General features: G+C 34.9%; 19 protein-coding genes and 1 riboswitch. Of the genes, 12 read left to right on the top strand and 7 right to left on the bottom strand.

Features of this window, described 5'->3' with window-relative positions; translation table 11 throughout:
• Positions 1 to 2: 2 nt before the first annotated feature.
• From JHT90_RS07575 to JHT90_RS07585, 3 genes are all read left to right on the top strand, one after another.
• Positions 3 to 374 (top strand): translation initiation factor Sui1, encoded by a 372-nt coding sequence (locus tag JHT90_RS07575; protein WP_201090189.1) that lies wholly within the window; start codon positions 3 to 5, stop codon positions 372 to 374.
• Positions 375 to 407: 33 nt separating this feature from the next.
• Positions 408 to 2,327, top strand: coding sequence for an arginine decarboxylase (gene speA / locus JHT90_RS07580; RefSeq protein ID WP_201090190.1), 1,920 nt, complete (start codon positions 408 to 410; stop codon positions 2,325 to 2,327).
• A gap of 33 nt (positions 2,328 to 2,360) precedes the next feature.
• Positions 2,361 to 2,565: riboswitch (cobalamin riboswitch) on the top strand.
• Positions 2,566 to 2,675: 110 nt separating this feature from the next.
• A complete protein-coding gene (locus JHT90_RS07585) occupies positions 2,676 to 4,598 on the top strand; it encodes a TonB-dependent receptor plug domain-containing protein (protein WP_201090191.1) in 1,923 nt (640 codons plus the stop codon).
• A 48-nt stretch (positions 4,599 to 4,646) separates the two neighbouring features.
• On the opposite strand, the gene JHT90_RS07590 is transcribed toward JHT90_RS07585, so the two are convergent.
• From JHT90_RS07590 to JHT90_RS07600, 3 genes are read right to left on the bottom strand one after another with little or no spacing between them, the layout of a single operon-like run.
• The gene (locus JHT90_RS07590; RefSeq protein WP_201090192.1) at positions 4,647 to 4,991 is read right to left on the bottom strand and encodes a YdbL family protein; all 345 of its coding nucleotides are present in this window, start codon (positions 4,989 to 4,991) and stop codon (positions 4,647 to 4,649) included.
• Between the two features lie 10 nt (positions 4,992 to 5,001).
• A complete protein-coding gene (locus tag JHT90_RS07595) occupies positions 5,002 to 5,193 on the bottom strand; it encodes a YnbE family lipoprotein (RefSeq protein ID WP_201090193.1) in 192 nt (63 codons plus the stop codon).
• A 51-nt stretch (positions 5,194 to 5,244) separates the two neighbouring features.
• Complete coding sequence (locus JHT90_RS07600; protein ID WP_201090194.1) at positions 5,245 to 7,785, bottom strand: YdbH domain-containing protein; 2,541 nt, start codon at positions 7,783 to 7,785, stop codon at positions 5,245 to 5,247.
• 320 nt (positions 7,786 to 8,105) lie between these two features.
• On the opposite strand from JHT90_RS07600, the gene rnr reads away from it, so the two are divergent.
• From rnr to JHT90_RS07615, 3 genes are all read left to right on the top strand, one after another.
• A complete protein-coding gene (gene rnr / locus JHT90_RS07605; protein WP_201090195.1) occupies positions 8,106 to 10,655 on the top strand; it encodes a ribonuclease R in 2,550 nt (849 codons plus the stop codon).
• The gene (gene rlmB, locus JHT90_RS07610; RefSeq protein WP_201090196.1) at positions 10,652 to 11,401 is read left to right on the top strand and encodes a 23S rRNA (guanosine(2251)-2'-O)-methyltransferase RlmB; all 750 of its coding nucleotides are present in this window, start codon (positions 10,652 to 10,654) and stop codon (positions 11,399 to 11,401) included. The genes rnr and rlmB overlap by 4 nt, the downstream gene beginning before the upstream one ends.
• A gap of 109 nt (positions 11,402 to 11,510) precedes the next feature.
• On the top strand, positions 11,511 to 11,714 hold the full coding sequence (locus JHT90_RS07615) for a DUF3079 domain-containing protein (RefSeq protein WP_201090197.1): 204 nt from the start codon (positions 11,511 to 11,513) through the stop codon (positions 11,712 to 11,714).
• An 83-nt stretch (positions 11,715 to 11,797) separates the two neighbouring features.
• Here the strand turns inward: JHT90_RS07615 and JHT90_RS07620 are convergent, their stop codons facing one another.
• Complete coding sequence (locus JHT90_RS07620; RefSeq protein ID WP_201090198.1) at positions 11,798 to 12,010, bottom strand: hypothetical protein; 213 nt, start codon at positions 12,008 to 12,010, stop codon at positions 11,798 to 11,800.
• 789 nt (positions 12,011 to 12,799) lie between these two features.
• Here JHT90_RS07620 and JHT90_RS07625 point away from each other — a divergent pair.
• Complete coding sequence (locus tag JHT90_RS07625) at positions 12,800 to 13,639, top strand: hypothetical protein (protein WP_201090199.1); 840 nt, start codon at positions 12,800 to 12,802, stop codon at positions 13,637 to 13,639.
• A gap of 147 nt (positions 13,640 to 13,786) precedes the next feature.
• On the opposite strand, the gene avs4 is transcribed toward JHT90_RS07625, so the two are convergent.
• The 3 genes from avs4 to JHT90_RS07640 all read right to left on the bottom strand — a co-directional run bounded on the left by avs4 (position 13,787) and on the right by JHT90_RS07640 (position 21,376).
• Entirely contained in the window at positions 13,787 to 18,502 is a 4,716-nt protein-coding gene (avs4, locus tag JHT90_RS07630) for an AVAST type 4 anti-phage nuclease Avs4 (RefSeq protein WP_201090200.1), read from the bottom strand.
• A 799-nt stretch (positions 18,503 to 19,301) separates the two neighbouring features.
• A complete protein-coding gene (locus tag JHT90_RS07635) occupies positions 19,302 to 20,639 on the bottom strand; it encodes an ATP-binding protein (RefSeq protein ID WP_201090201.1) in 1,338 nt (445 codons plus the stop codon).
• Positions 20,636 to 21,376, bottom strand: a complete 741-nt coding sequence (locus tag JHT90_RS07640; protein WP_201090202.1) for a winged helix-turn-helix domain-containing protein — start codon at positions 21,374 to 21,376, stop codon at positions 20,636 to 20,638. The genes JHT90_RS07635 and JHT90_RS07640 overlap by 4 nt, the downstream gene beginning before the upstream one ends.
• A 193-nt stretch (positions 21,377 to 21,569) precedes the next feature.
• Between JHT90_RS07640 and JHT90_RS07645 the strand changes: the two genes are divergently transcribed.
• Genes JHT90_RS07645 through JHT90_RS07665 form a run of 5 tightly spaced genes read left to right on the top strand, consistent with a single transcriptional unit; the run spans position 21,570 to position 25,222 of the window.
• A complete protein-coding gene (locus JHT90_RS07645; RefSeq protein ID WP_201090203.1) occupies positions 21,570 to 22,346 on the top strand; it encodes an MtnX-like HAD-IB family phosphatase in 777 nt (258 codons plus the stop codon).
• Positions 22,347 to 22,351: 5 nt separating this feature from the next.
• Positions 22,352 to 23,227, top strand: coding sequence for an alpha/beta hydrolase (locus JHT90_RS07650; RefSeq protein WP_201090204.1), 876 nt, complete (start codon positions 22,352 to 22,354; stop codon positions 23,225 to 23,227).
• Positions 23,215 to 23,571, top strand: a complete 357-nt coding sequence (locus JHT90_RS07655) for a DMT family transporter (protein WP_201090205.1) — start codon at positions 23,215 to 23,217, stop codon at positions 23,569 to 23,571. Before JHT90_RS07650 ends, JHT90_RS07655 begins: the two co-directional genes overlap by 13 nt.
• On the top strand, positions 23,571 to 23,996 hold the full coding sequence (locus tag JHT90_RS07660; protein WP_201090206.1) for a DMT family transporter: 426 nt from the start codon (positions 23,571 to 23,573) through the stop codon (positions 23,994 to 23,996). Before JHT90_RS07655 ends, JHT90_RS07660 begins: the two co-directional genes overlap by 1 nt.
• Positions 23,997 to 24,028: 32 nt before the next feature.
• The gene (locus JHT90_RS07665) at positions 24,029 to 25,222 is read left to right on the top strand and encodes a DegT/DnrJ/EryC1/StrS family aminotransferase (RefSeq protein WP_201090207.1); all 1,194 of its coding nucleotides are present in this window, start codon (positions 24,029 to 24,031) and stop codon (positions 25,220 to 25,222) included.
• Position 25,223 lies beyond the last annotated feature (1 nt).

Genomic DNA, 25,223 nt, shown 5'->3' on the forward strand with positions numbered 1-25,223 from the left:
GCGTGGCTAAAAAATTAGCTTCTTTAGCAGATTTAGGTGGTTTAGTTTATTCAACAGATTCAGGGCGTCACTGCCCTGATTGTGGAAAACCTGTTAATCAGTGTGAATGTAAACAACAAACTGTGGTTGAAGGTGATGGTGTAGTTCGTATTCGTCGTGAGACAAAGGGCAGGGGTGGTAAAACTGTTACTACTATTACAGGTGTTCCTTTAGCAGAGGCGGAGTTAAAAGATTTAGTAACTGCCTTAAAACGTCGTTGTGGTACAGGTGGCACTTTAAAAGAAGGCATTATTGAGATTCAAGGTGAGCACGTTGAATTATTAATGCAGGAACTGATTAAACATGGTTTTAAAGTCAAAAAATCAGGGGGATAAAACCCTAAATTAATTAAGTAATAAGGGCAAGTGATGTCAACAGTTTTTAAACGTACCCGTAAAGATGATGGTAGTGAGTGGACAGTAGCTGATACTCGCAGTGTTTATGGTGTTAGGCATTGGGGTGCAGGATATTTTTCTATTGATGATCAGGGTGATTTGTTGGTTCATCCGCAAAGAAATAATATCAACCAAATTAATTTATATTCGCTGATTAATCAATTAAATGATTCTGGCTTACAGCTTCCTTTATTATTACGCTTTCCTGATATTTTACAAGATCGAGTACGTTGTCTTACAGGTGCATTTGATGAACAAATAGCTCGGTTAGACTATGCGGGAAAATATACAGCCGTTTATCCTATTAAAGTAAATCAACAAGAAGCTGTGGTAGCAAATATTATTGCTACAGAGCATGTATCTATTGGTCTTGAAGCAGGTTCCAAACCTGAGTTAATGGCTGTGTTAGCTTTAGCTCCGAAGGGCAGCACTATTGTTTGTAATGGTTATAAAGATCGTGAGTTTATACGATTGGCTCTGATGGGTAAAAAATTAGGCCACAATGTTTTTATTGTGATTGAGAAAGAATCAGAAGTACCTTTTGTTATTGAGGAATCTAAAGCCTTAGCAGTAGAACCACAGATTGGTTTACGTGTACGTTTATCTTCTTTAGCTTCAAGCAAATGGGCTGATACAGGGGGAGATAAGTCTAAATTTGGTTTATCTGCTGCGCAAATTTTAACCGTTGTTAAAAGATTTTCTGACGCAGGATTAGCACAAGGCATTCGCCTAATGCATTTTCATATGGGATCGCAAATTTCTAACCTTGCTGATTATCGACGTGGTTTTAGAGAGGCTATTCGTTATTATGGCGAATTACGTAATTTAGGATTACCTGTCGATTATATAGATATTGGCGGTGGTTTAGGCGTAGATTATGATGGTACACATTCTCGTAATGACAGTTCTATTAACTATGACATTGAGGACTATGCGGCAAGTGTAGTGGCAATGATTAAAGAGTTTTGTGATCTACAAAAGTTACCACATCCTAATATTATGTCTGAAAGTGGTCGAGCGATTACAGCCCACCATGCAGTATTAGTGGTTAATGTTACAGATGTAGAAAAACATAACGATCAACCACCCACCATTGATAATTTACATGAGCAACCTGAAATTATTCAACAGTTAATGGAGTTGTTGTTACCTACTGATTCTGAAATGGTAACAGAAACTTATTGGCGTGCAGTGCATTTAATTGAGGAAGCATCTGCCCAATATTCTGTGGGTAAATTAAATATGGCGCAAAAGGCCATTGCAGAACAATGTTATTATGCTATTTGTCGCCGCTTATCTGACCAATTAAAAGCACGCCAAAAATCTCATCGTCCTGTGATGGATGAATTAAATGATAAATTGGCGGATAAATATATCTGTAATTTTTCTGTTTTTCAAAGTCTACCTGATACATGGGCGATTGATCAGATATTGCCTACTGTTCCTCTACAACGTCTTACTGAAGAACCTTTACGACGTGCAGTGTTACAAGATTTAACCTGTGATTCTGATGGCAAATTACAGCGTTATATTGATGAGCAAAGCATTGAAAATACAATGCCAGTACATGAAATAACAGAAGGTGAAGAATATCTTATTGGCATTTTTTTAGTAGGTGCTTATCAAGAGATTTTGGGGGATATGCATAACTTGTTTGGTGATACTGACTCAGTAAATATCTATCAAAATGCTGATGGCAGTATTCAATATTCAGGTATTGAAACCCACGATACCATTGAGGATATGTTGCGTTATGTGCATATGTCACCTGAAAAGCTGATTAATCTCTATCGAGATAAGGTGGGAAATGCACATTTAACACCATCTGAGCGTAATCAATATTTGGATGCTTTTCGTTTAGGATTAACCCGCTCATCTTATTTAGCTGACTAAAGAGTAAACAATATAATAATATTGCTTGTAACTTGTAACATTATATTTTAATGTAAGCAACTGATTTTGCGTTAGGAAGTGGGAAACAGGTGATTTCATTATAATCCTGTGCTGCCCCCGCAACGGTAATTGATAGCTAAAAATTAGCACTGCCCTCTAGTATAACCACTGTAATTTTTATGGGAAGGTGGAGTAAGCAGATCATAAGCCCGGAGACCGCCCTAAATTACTTATTTCATAGGTATAACGCAATTTACTACTGGTGTAGCGGAGGGTTCCACCAGCAGCTAGGGTTTATGCTGCCTGTTTTACCCTCCTCAAAAGCCTAATTATACTTTTGAGGGTTATATGAAATTATCTTGTCTATCAGTATCCATTCTATTGATATCAACCAGCTCTGTATTTGCACAAGAAACCACTAATAAAGAGTCTTTCGCTGATGCTTTAAAATTAGATACCATTGTGGTGACAGCTAATAGGGATATTCAACCACGAGAACAAACCAATGCTGCAATAACCGTATTTACTAGAACGGATATTGATCGTTTACAGCCATCTTCGGTAGTAGATTTATTAAACAAAGTACCAGGTGTACAAATCACTCAATCAGGAGGCAAGGGGAGTACCACAGGGGTATTCTTACGTGGCACAAAAACAGCACAAACGCTAGTATTGATTGATGGGCAAAGAGTTAACACATTAACAAATGGCGGTGCTTCACTACAATACCTTGCTATCGATCAAATAGAGCGAGTGGAAGTGTTGCGTGGCTCTCGTTCTGCAATCTATGGTGCCGATGCTATTGGTGGTGTTATTCAAATTTTTACCCGTCGTGCAGATGGTGATGGATTAAATGCAAGATTACGTGTTGCAGCTGGTAACCGTAGCACATGGGAACGCAGTTTAGGTCTTTCAGGTGGTAATAAGCAAACAAAGTTTAGTTTAAATACCGCATTAAATGAGACACAAGGAATAGACAGAACAAGAAAATCATTTAGTTCAGATAAAGATCATGATGCTTACCGCAATAAATCATTGAGTTTTACCATAAGCCATCAATTAACGGATGATCTCGAATTAGGTTTTAATACTTTAAATCAACGAGGTAGAACTGAATATGATAATCCTTTTGGCTCTGGATGGCCTGCTACAGGAACAAAACCTTATTTTGATTTTGTAACCAATAGTTCTTCAGCCTATGTTAATTTTAATGTTAATGACTTTTGGACAACACGTTTAGAAGCAGGCCATGCTGAAGACAAAATAAAAGGTCGGGATAAGTTAGATAAAGGTATTTTTGCTAGTTATGACTATAATATCTATCGTGATTCTGCTACATGGTTAAATACGTTTAATTTAGATACTAAAAATTCTGTACTAATTGGCCTTGATTATTTAAATGATAAATTACATAGTGATCGTAATAACGCTTATGCAAGAACTAGTCGCTGGAATAGAGCAGGGTTTATTCAATACAATTATCAAGGTGATATTGTTTTTACTGAGATAGGTTTACGTTACGATAAAAGCCAACAATATGGCAGTAAAAACACATGGAATGCGAGTTTAGGTTTTCATATTAATCCTGATAATCAGTTAATTTTTTCTTATGCAGAAGGGTTTCGTGTACCAACATTCAATGATGCATATGCTCCATCAGGGTGGGGGGCAAATCCTAATTTAAAACCAGAACAATCTAAAAGCTATGAAGTTCAGTGGCGTAGTCAATTGGCTGAAAAAACTCGCTTAGAAGCCTCAATATATCGTACGACTATTCGCGATATGATCGTATATGTATCTGATCCTATTACCTATACAGGTATGAATTATAATGTTGAAAAAGCAAGAATTAATGGTTTTGAAGCCACTTTAAACCAAGAAATAGCAGGTTGGAATGGTGCGCTTGGAGTAAGTATTATAGATCCTAGAGATGCAAAGACAGGCAAGACATTACAAAATAGAGCAAGACGTACACTTAATTTAGATATAGATCGCCAATTTGGTGATTTTGCTATTGGCGCTAGCTGGTTAGCTGTTAGTTCGAGTTATGGTGATGCAGCCAATAATATAAATATACCAGGTTATGGTTTATTGGGTATAAGAGGCAGTTGGCAAGCAACGCCTGAAATTAAATTTGATGCAAAAATAGATAATCTTTTAGATAAATCTTATTATCGTAATATATACACTTATAACTCACAAAATTATGGTTATAGGGAAGAGGGTATTACAGCAATGCTCGGTGTAACTTGGACACCTAAATTATTTTAATCAATAAAAAAGCGACCTATTGAGGTCGCTTTTTTTAGCTAATATTTACTATTTTTTCTGCCATTTACCACCAACATTAATATATTGTCCTGCTGGTGTTTTCTCTTGCGCTTTTTGGCCTGCCATAACCTCAACATCATTTAATGTAATACCATTTTTCTTGGCTAAATTTTGGTATTCTTTTTTACGTGCATCATTAATCAATTGAGTAATGACAGCTGCGTTACCTTCATTTTTTACAATACCAAGATAGCCATTGGCCATTTCACCTACTTGTCCACTGGCTTTAGCTTGCCCTAAAGCGCTCATGGCTTCATTTAAGTTCATTGCAGCAACAGGTAGTGATAAAGTGGCTGCTAATAGTGACATGGTGATTGCTTTACGTAAATTCATGTAAGTCTCCTTAGAATAGACCACTTGAGCTGTTAAGAATATTATCAAGTTCTTTATCTACTTTAATATAAATTTCATGTTGAATTTTAACATTCAAATTAATATTAATAGGCTCACTAGGCGCTTCCACTTTAACGGTAGGTGTACAAGCTGCTAAAAAACCAGTTAACAGAATAGAAATGCTGAGTAGTCCTATTCGCATGATATCCCCTTTAATTTTTAAAATATAATTTTGCCATCATAACGACCTTTCTTAGTTTTTACTAGATCGTTGTTGTAAACGTTTTTGTACACGATCTCGAATGGTTTCACTGACTCGATCACTTAATTGCAAGGTTGTCATTAATGCAGGAATATCTTCTTCTAAGGTAATATTCAAATTAATAAGTTGTCCATTTTTTACATTAGGGTTTCTACCACTGATCTGTAATCCAAGAGTAGCTGTACCTTGGTCATAAGAAACTTGGCTATTTAATATTGTGTATTGAAAGTTTTCTAATGCTTCTGTGACTAACTGCATACTAGGGTTATTTTGTCCCATTGCTTTAATAGAGGGGGAGTCAAATTTGATAAAGCCAGCTTTGCGAGCCTCTAATTTACCTTCTTTTACCTCTATGCCATTTTTACTGATAATAATGGGTAATTTGCCATCTAATATTCCTTCTCCATCAAGTCCTTCGGTAGGATAAGCTTTTAATATATCAGTGAGTTGTAAGTCTTTTATTTGCAAGTTTAGTTGTTGTGGTAGTTTAGCTAAGTTTAACTGGCCTGGCTTTAACCATACTTCTCCCGTAAACATACCTAACTCCATTTTTGTCCAATTTACGGTACCTTGAAGCAAGTTATTAAGCGTGGCTGTATAATCACCTTTAAACTGGGCAGGTCCCATAATAATACCAGGATTAGCTTCAGTTAATGTGAGGTCTGTAGAGCTTATTTTTAGTCGATTATTTTGTAAATCAATGGTTGCTGATCCTGATAGGTCTGTAAATTCACTACGATCAAAAATACCCGAAAGACCACTAAACTTAGCAGTAGCATTGGTTTTTAATAAGCCGTTAGCAAGGGGTATAGTAACCGAACCATTAAGATTTATTTTACCTGTAGCTATTTCTAATAGTTCAGGCCAATCTTTAAATGTTTTTGCAAACATATTAGAGGTTCTAAAAAAAAGATCTGGCGTTTTTGCAGTAATAGCTAATTGTTTAGTGTAATCAGTTTTTACAGTTATATCAGCTGATAGATCAGCACCATTATTAATTTTTCCTGTGAAGCTCATTTGTGTTAAATCAGCCACTAGCTGACCTGTTAATCGCCAACTAATAGATTTTAACATTGCATGAATTAATGAAGAGGCAGATATTATAATAGGGCTGCTAGCTGTTACTTTGATATTGTCTTTATCTTCATAATTAATAGTTGTTATTAAATTGCTAGCAACTATCTGCAAGTTTTTAGCACCAATTTCTTTACTCGTTACTTGTGCTAGTGTAATTACTGACGTTTTATCAAAAGCGATGGTTGTTTGTTTAGTATTTACTGTAGCTTTAAAAGGTAATGATAGGCGTCCATTTTCTATGTTATAACCTAACACTGTAAGCTTCTTGCTATTAGCTTGTAATAATGCCTCTTCCAATTGTATTTCGGATTGTTTAGTGTTAATAAATATATTGGATGTAAATAAGGTGTTTGTTACACCTTCAATATTTAAATGAATAGTTAACGCTCTATCTGCTGCAGGATGTGAGTCATTAATAGCTAAAGGTTGTAGTGTTAAACTCACGCTGTTGGGTTGTAAGTCTTTAGGTAATTGTTCGAGTAAGGTTTGATCCAGATTGGTTAATTTAACATCAGTATCTAATTTTTCTATTCGAGGGCGATAATTATTAAGGGTAACTTTTGTTTTTATTACTCCTTGTAAATAACCTAGTTTAATAATAGGCCAAGGGTTGGGTAATGAAGCATCTAAATTAAAGTAGCCTTGATTAGGTTTGAAGTTAGTTATGCCATTAGGAAAGTGTAATTGCCAATCGGCATTGATCTCCATTGCTTGTGGTATTTCAGTAATCGCTTGTTGGGCAGGTAGCCATTCATGCAACCAAGTGAATAAAGCTTGTGTATCCTCTATTTTAAATAGCTTAAGTTGCCCTTGCCAATCTTTAAGCTGTTGGTTATCTATTTGTGTGGTTAAAGCTAATAGTGGTTGTTTATTAAAGTTGGTGGTTAGTTTTAAATCATATTGTTGATCTTTTTTATAAAGATTAGCATTAATTAATAACTCATCTTTATTATTATGTAATTGTGCTTGTAAAGAGAAGGGTAGATTTGTTTGTTGATTTTGTAAAAGAGTGACAGCACCGCTAGTTTTACATTGTCCAGTGGCACAGGGTAAAGTAATGATTAAATCATCAATTTTAATAGTATTAGGAGCCCAACTTAAGTTATTTAACAAAGAGGGAATATCTAGTGGTTGCTGTTCTTGCTGCTTTTTAGTGTTGGCAATAAGATCTCCTTGTTGCCATTGTACAGACAGATGTTTTATGGTTAGTGTTGACCACGAGAGTACAATATTTTGACTGTTAATCGTTGTTAAACTGCCATCTGTAGCTTGTTGACTCGCTGTTAGTTGTTTAATTGTTAAGCCGTTAAAACCAATACCTAAGCCTTGCCAGTTGACCTCTAAACCATGATCATATTTAAAGATTTGCCATCTGCTCCATCCATATACTATAAGCAGCGCAAATAGTAAAAAGACTATAAGCAATACTCTGAGTATTTTGGTTAAGCGAGTCATAATAATCTAAGCCTGTTTTTATGCTATTAGCTTATTTTAACAGATTAAAAGAAACACAATTTTTAAAAAGTAACATATTGTTAATATTACTAAATGATTAACGCTAGTAAATTTTATTAATGATTTATAAAATAATAATCACTAGCAAATATAAGTGTTTAGAATATGAACGAATGTACTATTTTCAATAAAAAGCTAGCAATCTACAATAAAGTGCGTAAAAATAGACGGATACACCTTCTTCAAAGCAATAGAAAGAGATTTTTAAACGATAATAATGAAGTTGTATTTATTTAATTAATGAGGAAAATTTAAAACACATGGCCAATTGGCGTGATCTTGATCCTGAGGCAAAAAGAGAAGCCTCAAAATATGAAAATCCTATTCCTAGTCGTGAATTAATTCTTAAACATTTAGAGGAGCGTGGTGCTCCAGCGACCAGAGATCAATTAATAACAGAATTTGCATTAACTAACGAAGATGATATAGAAGCATTAAGACGTCGTTTACGTGCGATGGAGCGTGATGGGCAAGTTATTTATACCCGTCGTGGTGCTTATGCACCTGTTGATAAGTTAGATTTAATACGTGGCCGTGTAATTGGTCATAGAGATGGTTTTGGTTTTTTAGTACCAGATGATGGTAGCGATGATTTATTTTTAGGCCCTGCTCAAATGCGTTTAGTATTTGATGGTGACAGGGCGTTAGCTCGTGTTAGTGGTTATGACCGTAAAGGTCGGCGTGAAGGAGCTATTGTTGAAGTGGCAGAACGTGCCCATGAAACATTGGTGGGACGTTATTATAATGAAAGTGGTTTAGGGCATGTGGTGGCAGATAACCCCAAAATGCCACAAGAAATTCTTATTCCGCCTTCTAAACAAGGAGCCGCTAAACACGGTCAATTTGTTGAAGTCACCATTGAACAATGGCCTACGGTATTTCGTCAAGCGCAAGGACAAATAACTAATGTGCTTGGTGATTATATGGCTCCTGGTATGGAGATTGAAGTTGCATTGCGTAGCTATGATCTTCCCCATGAATGGCCAAAAGCCTTGCTAAAAGAAGCGGCTAAAATCAAAGAAGAAGTAGCAGAAAAGGATAAAAAGAAACGGGTTGATTTAAGAAAATTACCTTTTGTCACAATTGATGGTGAAGATGCCAGAGATTTTGATGATGCAGTTTATGCAGAAACCACTAAGCAAGGTTGGACACTCTATGTAGCCATTGCTGATGTTTCTCATTACGTGAAAATTGGTTCTGCTTTAGATGAAGAAGCGGAAAAGAGGGGTACTTCTGTTTATTTCCCTGAACAAGTTATTCCTATGTTACCTGAGGTATTATCGAATGGCCTTTGCTCACTAAATCCATTAGTGGATAGGTTGGCAATGGTTTGTGAGATGAATATTAATAAAAAAGGGGAAATGACTGATTATTTCTTCTATGAAAGTGTGATTCATTCTCATGCACGTTTAACTTACAATAAAGTAAGCCAATTATTAGAGAAACCTAATAGTACAGAGGCTAAATTTATCCGTAAGGAAATGCCACATTTAATGCAGCCCTTAAAGGAGCTTTACGCTTTATATAAAGTGTTGCTAATGGCGCGTCATAAACGTCATGCTATTGAGTTTGAAACCCAAGAAACACGTATTGTGTTTGGTGCTGATCGTAAAATTAAAGAGATTGTCCCCACTGTACGTAATGAAGCACATCGTTTAATTGAAGAATGTATGCTTTGTGCCAATGTGGCATCAGCCTTATTTTTGATGAGTCATGATATTGCTGGTCTATACCGTGTGCATGACGGCCCTACTGAAGAGAAGCAGCAAAAATTACAAGCGTTTTTAAATGGTTTAGGATTATCACTCTATACAGGATCAGGGGAGCCAACACCTGAAGACTATGCTAATTTATTAGAGAAAATCAAAGATCGACAAGATTTTAGTTTAATCCAAACGGTTATGTTGCGCTCAATGGGGCAAGCGCATTATACGCCAGAAAATCATGGCCATTTTGGTTTGAACTATGAAGCCTATACCCACTTTACATCGCCTATTCGCCGTTATCCTGATTTATTAGTACATCGTGCTATTCGCAGTATTATTCGCTCTAAAAAGCAATCAGCACATGTACGAAGAGTAGGAGCTACTAGTTTAGTTAAACAGACTATTTATCCTTATGAAGATGCACAATTAGAAAAGCTAGGTGAACACTGTTCACTATGTGAGCGCCGTGCTGATGAAGCTACCAGAGATGTAGTAAATTGGCTTAAATGCGAATATATGCAAGAGCGTGTAGGAGAAACTTTTGCAGGTATTATCACTGGCGTAACCAGTTTTGGCTTATTTGTTGAGTTATCTGATATTTTTGTAGAGGGTATGGTACACGTTACAGCGTTACCAGGTGATTATTATCATTTTGATGCTATTCATCACCATTTAAAAGGTGAACGAAGTGGTCGTACTTTTAGATTGGGTGACTCTATAGAGGTTATTGTTACTCGTGTTGATATGGATGATCGAAAAATAGATTTTGATCTAGCTGAAAATGCTTTAAATTTAACAACCTCTAAACATAAAAAACAAGTATCTACTGCAAAAACAAAAGTTAATACAGCTAATAAACGTTCTAAAGCTAAATTAAAAGTGACTAAAACGGACAATGAAAGTAAAACAGTAGATACCAAATTATTAGAAAAAGCAGATAAATTTTTAACAAAATCAGAACTAAAAACAAAGCGCAAAAAACGTGCTGTAAAAGCTAAAAAAGTTCAAAAAAATCAAGCTACTGACGCTGTTATTCAACAAAAACCTAAAACATCTATTAAAAGATCATCCGCAAAAAGAAAAGCCAGGGTGAAAAAGCTATGACCCAGTGGGAAAAAATTTATGGTATTCATGCTGTAGAAGCACTGCTTAACCATCATCCTAAACGTGTTAAGCAACTTTTTATATTGGAGGGTCGGCAAGATCCAAAAATACAGCATATTATTGAATTAGCTAAAAGAAATCACACTAAAATACAAATCTCTAGCCGAGATGAGTTAAATGAATTAACTACTGAAGATGCAGTACATCAAGGCGTAGTAGCTGAGGTTTCACCTAGTCAGGTGTGGAGTGAGGCTATGCTCGAAGAGCTTTTAGAAAAGCTAGCAGAACCACCTTTATTATTAGTATTAGATAATATAACTGATCCCCATAATCTAGGTGCTTGTTTACGAACAGCTGATGCAGCAGGGGTTCAAGCTGTTATTATACCAAAAGATAAATCAGCTACATTAAACGCAACTGTGCGAAAAGTAGCATGTGGTGCTGCTGAGGTTATTCCTTTAGTTACAGTAACTAATCTAGCACGTACCTTAGAAAAGTTACAACAACGTGGTTTATGGATCGTTGGTACAGCAGGTGAAGCTGAACAAGAAATTTATCAGCAAGATTTAACCATTCCCACCGTGTTAGTCATGGGTGCAGAAGGAAAGGGGATGCGGCGATTAACTCGAGATCACTGTGATTATCTTGTAAAACTTCCTATGTTAGGCAGTGTAAGTAGTTTAAATGTTTCTGTGGCCACAGGTATTTGTTTATTTGAGGCTGTTCGTCAAAGAAAAGTTATTTAATTCTATAAGTACAATTACTTAGAATATTTATTAACACTTATAGCTATTTTATAAATTACTATAAGTGATAAACTATTATTAATCCTTTGAATTATTATGGATTAACGATATGACCAAGAAAAAAAACTTTCCTATCCATCCTAAACACCCAGAAAGAATATGTTGGGGTTGTGATAAGTATTGTTCTGTTAAAGAATTAGGCTGTGGTAATGGTGCAGATCGTACTCAACACCCAGTAGAGTTATTTGGAGAAGATTGGCTTGAGTGGGAGTTACAACCAGAACGCTTAATTAATCAGAAGGATGAAGGATAATTGATTTGGGGAGAAATGTTTTTAAATTAAAGAAAAACAAATCCTTTTGTTAAAGTAAAGTGTTTCTTTATAAAAATTATAAACTAAAGATCAACTATAAACTCTTTAAATAAATCTACAGGATCAATAATTTGGTCTGGATCATTACTGCATGTATATGTTTTGCCAGCTTTGGTGTGCATTGAAACTTCACCAATATCTGGATTATAGTTAATACTTTCTACTTCAGCTAAATTAATAAATGTAGTTCGTTGTTTACCTTCAGGTGTTTGATATCGATATTTTATAAACTGCATAAATTCTCCAATAAATTTTTAATATAAAATGTCTTTATTTAAATCTTTTAAGGTACTTGTTACAACAAGAAGAATTTTACTTAATATGTCCCCATAATGAAACCTACAAACAACAAGAACCAAAAAATAAATTTATCATGTGGTTATCAATTATTATTGTTGTATGAGAAGCTCAAAAAAAATGTATGAATTATTTACACTGATATATATATACTCCATTATAATAATAGGAAACTACGCATAATATATATTATGTTAAATTGGACGTAACAACCAATAACTTCATGAGATAGATCCTTTCAATGATTTAACGCTTCAAAGCCCTATTGACTCAGATACGTGTTAAGAATTTAATAACTTCACTTCTAGCCAATTTGAGAATTTTAATGGGATACTCGATACAGCATTTACGCATAGATAAGAAACATATACTGACCTTAATCGATGAGCGAACAACTCTTCCATCCTTGTTTGTTGCAATATACTCAATAAGAAAGCTTTCACTTCTACGCTTCCGCACTCAAGAAAAGGAATTGTTCACGCTGAAGTATTTCTTGGAGTATTGGGAAAATAAATTCAGTAAAACATTTGATTTCTCTTTCAGGAAATCTAACTACGATATTGCAAATTGCATTTCTGAATTGATGGTTTCTATCATCACTTGAGTAATAAAGAGCACCATAGAAGTACTAAAAACATAGTTTCAATTCAAAACTCATCTTTTGAATCATGCAGAAGTAATTAGGTTGCTGTACACGCGATATTGGCCGTTGGGGATGCCCTTTTGCGATGAAATGCCAATCTGGTTTATCCTGTGGGTATTTAACGCTCTCAGGTCATCCCAAGGAGATATTTATCATTCGTAAACAGATTGCTCAACGAGAAATAGATATCAAAAAATTAGAGGTGTTGGTTGATGAGGATCCAGGATACACATCTGCTTTAAATGAAGCCAAAGAGTCGCTTTTAATTCTAGAAAGATTTGAAAAAAACACCTTTGTTTCATTAAGGGATAAAAAATTCATTTCTATTTTATCTCAAAATGAAGCTAACCCTCTGCTACCTATTTTTAAACGTATTGAAATACAAATGGCTATAGGCAAAACGCCTAATACACTCGCAGACCTTTTCTTTATTGAGCATAAGCGAAAGAAGGCACAACAAACTAGAATGGATAATAACAAGCGATTAGCTGGTAGCGAATTAGATAAATACATCGAGTCCGAGCTTTTGGCTATGGTTCGAGAAGGAATAGAACATGCCCCGATTAAAGCGGCTACATTACACAAACGTCTTTTGCTGAGAGGCTATGTGACAGGGTCACTCAGCACTCTATCAACACCTAACCGCAAAGAGATGATACGTGACTATCAAAAACGTCAGTTAAACCAAATGGATATGGATGTTAATGAAATCGCTACTTTGGTTAATGGTAGGAAAGCAAATGAAGCGTATAGGAAACAGGCTTTACGAATGCGAAACGAACGTGATGAAATGGCAAAAAAGTTGGAACTGAACACAATGGCAGTACTAGATATAATAAATGCTGTTGATTTAACAACGCCTATCAAGGTTGAAGACCTTCTTTCGCCTTTTCTTATAAGAGAACTAAGGAAAGCGAATAAATAAATTAAGACTCCCAGGAGCATCATTTCTTGGGAGTTTTAAATTGTATGTCGTCCGTGACGATTCAAACATTGTTGTCTCTGGAGTCATACTAATCTGCATCCAGACCTTGGATGCAGATAAACAGCGACAAACATTTACAGAGTCTCGCTAGGCTATATCTTCTCTAAGGAGGTAGCCTGTAATGGAATATTGCTTGACTAGAAAATCTAGAACCACCATTGACGGTGCTTTTAGGCTTGGTGTTCGTCTCACTTTGTCGTGATTTTTGAATAAATATCTTCTCATATATTTTTCCAAGAAAAATAGTGTATTCCCTGATTCATCTTGGGATAAATCGATATCAAAGGTCTTTATTGCATGACTGATCCAATGAATCCCATCATCTAAAAACTCGCTTCCGATGCCACAAAGGAGTTTACAGATGCTATATATGAAAGATGGTTGTCCACCTATCTTACCGCTTAACTCACTAAAAAATGCTCTATTATCCAGTGAAAATGTATGCCATGTCTTTGCTCCATCCTTCCAAGAGATTCTTGCAAATAAAAAAGATTCGATTATGCGCTTTTTATCATGTTTCCAACCTTGATTGTTTATTGAATCAATGATGTGGCTTTTAAATCTATTCCAAACATACCAAAACGAGTCCGGCACACTCAATGAGTCTTCAGCGCTAATAAATTCATTCAACAAATCTGCCACACCTTCATTCAAGGTGAAATTATCAGTAAAATATTTAAGGTATCTGTCCTTCTCGTTATTCTCTAGATGAAGGATAAAATGGGCATAGTGTTTTAAAAACTCATGTCTAAAAGTATAATCAATTCGATCTTCTTTGTTTCGTGAAAGCAATTTTTGTGAAATTATTCCAATAATTTCCTCGACAAACGGCACTGATTTCTTATGTGTACCATCCATAGGTATAAGCTGAAAAGCAGTTATCAATATGTCGTTATCTATGCCTTCAATATTATCTGTTGTGAATTCCGTGGTAGTTTCATTTTCGAGACACCTTACTACACTTTCTAATTCTTTAGATAACTCCTGTCCAAAGTCATTATCATTAATTTCATATTTGTGCTGCTTATATGCCTCTTGTCTTAAACGCTCCCGAACATCTCTATATTTTTGAGCTATCACCAAATACCCACCGTATAGCGACTTCATGAAGTTAAATTCATTCTTCCATAAACACTGAACAGCTTGAATGACTACTGAATTTATTCTGTCCATCCCCATTATTGAAATTGAGTCATGCCTCATTAATGCTTTGATTAATAGCAGTTTGATAGTTAGTCGTTCGTCCGGAAAATCCTCTATTAATCTTGGTAGTACAAATAACGCAGGAACAAGGCCATCACCAATTTGGTGACTATAATTGTCATTGTTAACGATGTTTGCGTATTCAAATATAACTTCCCTGCAAAATTCTAACTCGGTGCTTGCTAACTTCTCCTTAAAATCCCGCAATAATACGGCACACACATACGATGGTGTTGCTCGATAAAGCTGTAATTCCTCCCCCATATTACCTTCTGAGAGTTGATTCCATATTTTTTTTGCTTCACCCAAAGCAGTCAGAGGATCATTTTCATATGATTCATATTTTTTGTAATCACCTCTATTGTAGAGTCTACTATCAGCCCAAATATTTAAACCGGAATATGTAAACAGCTTGCTCACTTCTTGCAGAGACGTTTCACTATACTCCTTAAGCTCTGGGGTAATCTCTGGGTTAAATTCTATTGTTATACCATTTTCTACTTCCTTCACTTCAGATGACATTTTTCTTTTATCCATACGAGCTAAACACAAGCGCCATGTTTTATCTTGATGACTTTCTTGTTCTTTATTTAGTAAATCTGTGTAGTGAACATCAAGAATATCCCAAATTTCCTGAAGCCTTTTCTCTGATTCGCTTTCGCTTACTTCTTCTGTTCTAAAAAGTTGGAAGTGAAATGCAATATTTTCTAATGATAGCTTCCGATGTTTTTGGTCACAGGCGTTTATCCTTTCATCTTCGTGATATTCCTTCATTCGATTGATGTTGAAATTTTTTAACGAAATAAGCTGAGTCTTATGTGTTTGATCCTGTATCATTCGAACTGTGTCAAAGAAGAAAAACTCCTTTGTTCTAAATAGAATTTTGGCTACATTAAATGTTTTGTCATGAAACGCACATACAATACTTGCAACAACAGCTACGAGTGCAGAAGATTCTGATCTAGTTAAGATATAATTCAGATAATATTCAAGTGTTTGAGCTTGAGTTTCTTTTCCTCTCTCAAGAAAAAAGCGTTCCAGTGACATTAATATTGATTCTAATAAATGAGGATTTACCTGTGTACCTCGGTACATGCACCAAAGACGATTTGAAATAGGGAGATCAATTTTATTCCCATCATCTAATAACAATTTTGCTGTTTTAATCTGGCCCTCATCAAGGCTCGATTCTACATATTTTTTTGAAGCATAATTTATTAGTTCAACAATGAAGTTTAATGTTAATTTTAAATTGGTTTGCAGCAGCGCGTATATGGGGGTTTGATAAGCACTGGCTGGAAAATAGTTTTGGTGTCCATTCTCAATACCAAACTCATGTTCTATCTCTAGTCTCGAATCATAAAAATAATCTTCACTTTCTGGTGGTTCATACATCCAAAAACATTTTGCAAGAGCGATCACTTTTTCCGGAATTTCAATAGCAACATTAAAGCATTCCATTCTTGTTAAAATAAATTCACTCATTAAATGATATGGGGCATCATGTTGTTTCCAGTTATTTAGAATTATTTCGTCAATGATGGCTTCAAGCTCACTTTTAATTTCACCCACCCCATACAGAATGGTGAGGATTAAACTCTTGGTAAAATCATTACCCTTAAGATAGACTTTGTTTTCGATTGCCGATTTATAAAATGATAATGCGATTTTGCTAGAATATTTAGTTGTATCGCCAGATTTGTTGTGACTGTTCCAATCATAGAGGACGGGCAATACAAAATTGAGATTTTTAATACCTATTTTTTCAATATTATTATTGATGAACTTAATAAGTGATTTCCATCCGCTTCCTTTCGGTTTAGTTATTACATATTCCATTGATAAAATATCTTTTGCTCTCACACCAAATTTATCAAAAAAACTGTTATCTATCTCCTTGCATCCAATTCTTATCAATAAGCATATCCGTTTGAGAAGCTGGAAGTCATCTTTTAATAATGCATCGTCATTAACGTTAAAAAAACAATCGGAATAATCAGATAAAAGCATGGAAACAAGAACTTCATCTTTCCACAAATTGGATATTTTCTGAGATGACAATGTTTCTACAATAAGATGGTTAACCTCTTCATTGGTCACGCTAAGTTTTTCTGATAACCACCGCCTGAAAGCTCTTCTTATTGGCAAAGATTGCTGTATTGTATCAAAAAATATTTCTGCATTTTCTGAGGATAAAAAACGACTCTCGACGAATTTATCAAGCGCCCATTCTTCATAGATATCATGAGTAATAAAATATCCACGATTGGACTCATATCTAATTACCCCTTCGGAAACCAATGCTTTTTCTATTGTCTCATTTGAGTAGCTAGAGTCTGGAATGACAAAAAACTTTCCTGAAGTAGCTCTTTCTTCGGCAAAATGTATAAAAAATTGTTCTCGCTGTGGGGACCGTTTCACAATGACTCTTGGCCATAAAGACTCTTTAAATTCAAAGTAGCTTGTGTTTTTATTTTCCTGATAATGTCGCAAATACTCCCTAAGATAAAATGGAGTCAATATGAGCGCTTTGAGATTTTTATCATCAGGGATGAAAAAATCATGTTTTTTAGCAAGCTCGAATAATGTATCTTCATTCAGATTCTCAAGGTGTACCGACTTAAAACTAATTTTGTACATTTCATATAGTTGAAAAATCAAATCATCTAGATAGGTATTTCTCGTAGTGAACCATACTCTCCATCCAGATTTAATTAAACTAGATAGATACTCTTTTATAGGATTAGTATTTTCTAGGGCAATTAAGTGTTCTGCAGAATCGATGACAACTGTTTTATTATCAGCTCCTTCATGTGCTTCAATAAAATCTTTTAAAAAAACACCAGATAAAAACTCATTTAAGCTGCTAACAGAAAATTCCGTCGCCTTATGAACATAAAAGGCATCCCCTCGACCTTTATTACCATAAAGCTCTTTTATTAGAGCTGTTTTTCCTGTACCACCTTCTCCACTTATAATTAGAGCGCTAGTATCTGATTTTTCAATTTCAGATATAATATCAGAGCGATTGATTGAAACATATTCATCACCAAAGGTTATAGTAGTTTCAATATCATCTAAGATTGCACAGCTATGAGACTCAAACGACTCCAAAAGTCTAAATAAATTATCAGAACGAGTGAAAAAGTACGAAGTGATCCGGCTACAGTCGTCAACAACAAACGGCGATTCGAAAAAACTACAGCATCGCCATTCAATTTCTAAATTGTTTTCCTTTGCTTTTTTTTCTACTTCTACTTTTCCTTGAGGTTCCTTTCCTTTGCTTTGCCCCCACTCTGAATTTGTGTAAAAAATTATTTTATTTAAATCAGGATAATCGCGTTTAGCTTTTGCAATTGTTTCTAGCAAGTCATTTTTGTGACTAGATAATGCGGTGTCATAAAATTTAGCTTGCCAACCAATATTAATACCATTTGAGGAGATGGGATTGGTTTCTATTGCAGATTGGTTTTTATATCGAAAAATGCCAGTGATAACCCGAAATTCATTGCAAAAAAGGAGATAACACATCCATTCAAAAGCATCCTGTGGATTTGTTGAAAACTTTGCTTTAAATACTTCCCAATCTGTCTTAATCAATTTTACTCTATCCTTTGTTAGTATTAGCTGATATTGAAACGATATCATTTGCAATGACTATTCAAGGCTTTCTCAAAACAGAAAATCTCGCTTGTCGATCAAGCAACTTAAGCTTTGATGTTCTTTAAGTTATAAGAATGCTTTCGTGTTGTGTGGTAGTTTAATCAATTTGCTCACCTGAATGGAAGTGATATGCTTACCTAAATTGCCTCATTCCTTTTAATTGAAAACCCCCTGGTTAAAAGGAATGAGGCATCTACATATTAAATATTGTGAATTGCATCGCATTTTTATCAATTAATAAAAATTTAAATTCGTGAACTTTAGATGGCTATTTTGACTTAAAAATAAGCAAAAATTGACATCTCATGAACTAAAATTTACTTCATGAGCAATAACAATATAATATTAAAAGAAAAATAGACGTGAACCTTATCAAATTCCGTAGAAGTTAAATTAACTTGCCATCTATTTAATTGATAACCTCCCTCAGGCCACGGTTAATCATACTCTTACCTCGCTCATTTTTATCATCATTATAGATAAAAGTACGTTTCATGTTATTCCCTTAATTTTTAACGAATGGTTGCAGTTATAGCATTAACATCCATTACTAAGTAACTAATAGCTAAAAAAAGTGCATTGTATTTCATAAAATAAAATCTATTATATTTCCATTTAAATACTCAACCTTGAGTAAATTGATTATAGTGATATAACGAATAGTTTAACAATCAAATTTATGTAAAATAACTACAGATAATAACTATAATTGAGAATTTTCTTTAAATTAAGTACCCTATTCACCAGATTTTAAAGTAACAATAAATCTAGCGCCACCTAACGAACTCGTAACAACAAAAGCGCTACCATAGTGAAACTCAGCCATTAACTTTACATAGGCCAAGCCAAGCCCATATCCTCCAGTAGTTCTAGTACGACTGTTATCCAGTCTTGAAAAAGGCATAAATACTTTATCTCGAGCATTAATAGGAATACCTGGTCCATTATCGTCTACTTCAATAACTATTAAATCTTCTTTCTTAGTAATATTTAATACTGTTTTATTGGTCGCATATTTAAAGGCATTCATTAGCAAGTTGGTTACAATGGTATCAGCTAATTGCACATCAATTAATGCCATAGTATCTTCAGCTTTACAAATTAACTCAAAGTTCTTTGGTTTAAATAACTTTAAAGAATTACACAGTTTATTACTCCATTTACTTAAAGATACCTCAGATAAATTGAGTTCAATTTTATTTTGCTGCATTTTAAAATAGCTTAAACTAGCATTTATTAATGATTCTAACTCATTAATATCATCATCCATTCCTTTACAAAGCTCTAGTTTTTCTTGTTCGTTATTGGCCTCATAAAACATACTGAGTCCGAACCGCATACGAGCTAGAGGCGTTCGTAACTCATGTGCCATTGCATGGGAGATGGTTTGACTAGTAGTGACTAAATGCTCAATATGTGTTCCCATATTATTCAGTATATTAGCTAATGGTTTGAATAACCAACTCCTAGCTGACTCTGCCCTAGCCTTTAAATTACCTTGACTGAGTTGTTCAGCAGTTTGACGGATATTAACTAAGTCTTTCCAAAATTGTGCAAAAGCAAAATATATCAATAGAAAAAATATGGCTGCACTAAATAATGACCAAAGTAAGAGAAATAAGCCAAATGACATAATATCTGACTCAAGGATATCACGCATTAAAATAGGGCCTAATACAAGCATATAACCATTATCTAAATTTGCATATAAAATATCCTGTACTTCATCATAGGCATAATCATATTGATCAAATTCCTTTTTTACTTCCACAGCTAGTGGTGTATCAATAGTTACAACATGCAATGGGTAACCAAAATAAGGTTGTAAATTATCAATTACTTGCTGAATAGGTATCTCTTTATGTTGATTAATTTGCATTCGAATTAAATTTACAGCGCCTCGTTGAGAATCACGCTGTACCAAGTGATCTTCTGGAATGCCTGTTATGGATTGGGGCAATGCATCAAATACTACTAATGCACTGTAAGCAATTAAACACTGTAAAATTAATAAAATAATTAAATAAACTATTATTCGCTTATTAAATAAAGGCTTGATTGATAATTTAGTCAATGAGCATCTTCCTCTCTTAAGAAAAGATAACCTTTGCCTCTAACAGTTTTTATACGACGTGGATTATCAGGATCATCCATTAATTTACGACGCAAACGGGATATTCGTGCATCAATTGAACGATCACTACCGTCAAAATCAAATCCTCTGACTTGGGAAAAAATATCATCTCGCGACAAAATTTGCCCCACATTTGTAGCAAGCAACCACAATAAATCAAATTCCGCTGTGGTTAAGTCAATTTGTTGTTGATTAAGTGTTACATTGCGGTTTTCGTAGTTAATGACTAGCTCACCAAATACTAATAAATTATCTGTGTTATTTATTGGTTTTGCCGTTGTATTATCAATATTAGTTAAGTCCACCTGTTTGCGGCGTAATAAGGCTCTAATTCGTGCTAATAGTAGCCTTGGTTCTACAGGTTTTGCTAAATAATCATCTGCGCCAAGTTCTAAACCAACGATTTCATCAATATTATCCTCACTGGCTGTCATAATTAAAATAAAACCATTAAACCAAGACCGTATATCACGACAAATATCAAAGCCTGATTTGCCAGGTAACATGACATCTAAAATAATTAGATCTGGCTTTAAGTCACCAATTACCTCTTCTGCCGTATCCCCTCTTTCATGGCATTCAACTTCATAATCATGATGTGAAAGATAGGTTTTAATAAGGTTAGCTAGACGATTATCGTCTTCTACAATTAATATTTTTTCAGTCATTAATTTCATTTTCTCCAAACTACTTACTGATCTAGTTTGTGCGATAATCTATCCAACGCATAATCTTTAATATTGAATGTTACCTTTACTGCTGTTACAGAATATATACAAAGCATTAACAAAAATTAAATTTAAGTCTTTATAATATACTCCAAAAGTCGTAGATCCATTCTACTTTAATTTTAAAGATTTGGTAAAAAGTATGAACAATTTCTTATCAATTTCAGAGAATATTTTCTTTCAATCTCCTCCTGTTTACGGTATTGAGTCGCAAAAGCCAATAATTTTATGTGATTTTGATGGCACTATTAGTCTCAAGGATGTAACAGATATTTTATTGACTCATTTTGGTAAGGACGGTTGTGAAGACTTAGAAGAACAATGGCTTGCAGGTGTTATTGGCTCTCAAGAGTGCATGAGTAAACAAATAGCACTAATGGATGCTACCCTTGATGAGCTAGATAACGTGCTAGCACAAGTAGAAATCGATCCTGACTTTAAAGCCTTTGTTAACAAAGCATTAGATGAAGATATTGTAGTTCATGTGGTAAGTGATGGCTTGGACTATGCTATTCAATCTGTCTTAAAACGTCATAATTTAGGCACATTGCCAGTTTTTGCTAATCGCTTATTACATGATAATAAACGCAGTTGGCGTCTTGATTTTCCTTATGCTTCAACAGGATGTGTTAAAGCAAGTGGTAACTGTAAATGCGCTCATTTACAAAAACAGCAACAACATTTCAACAATGTACTATATGTAGGGGATGGTACCTCTGATTACTGTGTTTCACATAAAGTTGATTTGGTTTTTGCTAAGGATAAATTAATTAGTTACTGTCAACAACATTCAATTAATCACTATAAAATCCGTAATTTTGCTGATGCCTTGGATGTATTACCTAGAGTGTTAGCACAACCATCCTACAACAACGTCAATAGCAGACAGCATACTATTGCTGCCATGTCTGTAGAGTAATTAATATGATACAAGACTCAAGCTATTTCATGCCAGGCAATCGCAATGGGGTATTGTTAATCCATGGCTTAACAGGTACGCCTAATGAAATGCGTATTGTTGCTAAAGGCTTAAACCAAGCGGGATTTACTGTTTATGGTATGCAATTAGCAGGTCATTGTGGTGATGAAGCAGACTTGTGCAAGACAACATGGCAAGATTGGTATAAAAGTGTTGAGGAAGCTGCCGATTTCTTAGCAGAAAAAGTGGATAATCTTTTTGTAGCAGGGCTTTCTATGGGCGCCCTACTTTCCTTAAAGCTAGCCGCAGAAAGACCTGAGCAGATTAAAGGGGTTGGTGTATTTGGCCCTACCTTTAAATATGATGGTTGGAGCATACCTTTATGGGCTAGAAAATTGTTTTTCTTATTAGTTTGGTTTAAAAAAATAGGTATTTTTCAAAAAACCTGTTTTATTGAAAAACCACCGTATGGTTTAAAAGATGAACGTATTCGAGCCACTGTTTCAGCTAGTATGTTAAATGGTGATAGTGCAGCAGCAGGATTGGCAGGTAATCCACTGCCCGCTTTAGCAGAAATGCAGCTACTGGCTAAATTAGTTCGTACACAGTTACCACAAGTAACAAGCCCTTGCTTGATTATGCACTCTGGCCACGACGATGTTGCTGATATTAATACAAATGCTCGGTTAGTAGAAAAACTGGTCAGTGCTCCAACCAAACTTGTTGTATTAAATGAAAGCTATCACCTGATTACTATTGATCGTCAACGACGTGATGTTATTAAAGAATCTGTGTCTTTTTTTGAAAATCTTGCACAAAACACTAATAATAACTACTCAATTGAAGATTTACAGGAGACAAAGTTGTCATGTCTCCTTTAGTTATTACACTATGGATGGCTAATGTTTTTTTTGACACTATCGGCCAAATAGCCTTCAAATTTGCTGCAGTTGCACCCAATAATAGAGATGGTTGGTATTATTGGCTCGATCTATTTCGTAACTACTGGTTATGGGTAGGTATTGGTGCTTATGTCTCAGAATTCTTTTTATGGTTAGCTTTTTTAACCTTAGTGCCCCTTTCTCAAGGTATTTTATTAGGTTCTATTAATATTATTGCTGTAATGATTGTGGGACGAATTATATTTCGTGAACTCCTCACACTGCATCGTATTATAGGTATGATTCTAATCACGATAGGTGTGATTTTAGTAGGGGTCTCATAATGCGTAAGTTTTATTTAGTAGGTTTTGCCTTATTAATGCTATTTGATACCATTGGCCAAAGTAGTTTTAAATTTACTGCAATCAATGCTGAACCTCTTGAAGCCAGTCTTGACTGGGTGATTCGTGTTTTTAGTAATCATTGGGTATATACCGCTATTTTAGGCTACATTGGTGCATTCTTTACTTGGATGATTTTATTAAAAAAAGCACCTATTGGCCCTGCATTTGCCGCTTCACACCTTGAAGTGGTTACAGTAATGATTGCTTCTGTTTGGTTATTTAACGAACAAATCACTTGGATTAGATTTATTGGAGCAGTATTTATTGTTGGTGGTATTATATTTTTAGCATTGGCAGAGAAGAAAATTAATAAACAATTCTTAGAGGAAATTGAGAGACAACAAAAGCAAACTAATACAGAGTAAAATAACTCTAAATTGGTTTACAGGGGCAACTGATGTCAGTGTTTCAGCGCTATCATGAAATTCCACCTACAGCAGGTTTGCCTGCTGCTTGGAGTGATTGGTTGCCAACAAATAAAAATCTCACTCAACAGATCAGTCAACTTTTTAACCTGCCCCCTCTTCAGCTTACCTGCTCTGGAACAGCAGCATTAGTGATTGCTTTAACGGCATTATCTACCAATAATCCTCAACGAAAGTATGTGATTATTCCTGCTTACACATGCCCTTTAGTGGTTTTAGCCGTTCATCATTGTGGGCTTCGTGTAAAGTTATGTGATTTGGCTGTTAATTCTTTTGATTTTGATTTTACTCATTTAGAATCATTAATGAGTGATCAAATACTAGCCGTTATCCCCACCCATCTTGGCGGTAGAGTGGCTGATGTACAGCAGACTAAACAGCTAGCACAGGCTTATGATATAACTGTTATTGAAGATGCAGCACAGGCTCTAGGGGCAAGTGTAGGTTTATATGGTGATATCATTTTTTTTAGTCTAGCCGCAGGAAAAGGCTTAACCTTATATGAAGGTGGCTTATTAACTGCTCATAATGATATTTTAAGAAGTCAACTTATCACAACTACTCAAGCAATTATGCCATCTAATATGGCTTGGGAATTACGTCGCACTCTTGAGTTACTAGGGTATACAGCATTATATAATCCTTTGGGGCTACATTTTGTCTACGGAAACCCAAGGCGTAAATCACTAAATAATAATCAATTGATAGAAGCAGTGGGCGATGATTTTGGCTTTAAATTACCGCTGCATAAGGTAAGCAAGTTTAGACAACGCATAGGCGCCAAAGCGGTTGCTCGTCTCCCCCAGTTTATTGAAAAAACTACAGCACAAGCACTTAATCGTATTAAACAATTGCAGGAAATAGAAGGTGTAAATGTTATTGGGGAGAATAATAGCAAAGGGACATGGCCTTTTTTAATGATATTATTGCCCTCAAAAAACATTAGGGATGATATTTTAAATAAATTATGGCAACAACCATTAGGTGTTAGTCGATTATTTATTCATGACATTGCAAATTATCATTATTTAGAAAAAGTTGTACCACAAATAGCTATGCCTAATGCACAAGATTTTGCTGATAGGATGTTGACGATTAGTAATAGTCTATGGCTTGAAGATAGTCACTTTAAAACTATCTTTCAGATTATCAAAAGTTGTTTATAAA

Origin of the sequence: Entomomonas asaccharolytica (assembly GCF_016653615.1) — a bacterium.
Classification (GTDB): Bacteria; Pseudomonadota; Gammaproteobacteria; order Pseudomonadales; family Pseudomonadaceae; genus Entomomonas; species Entomomonas asaccharolytica.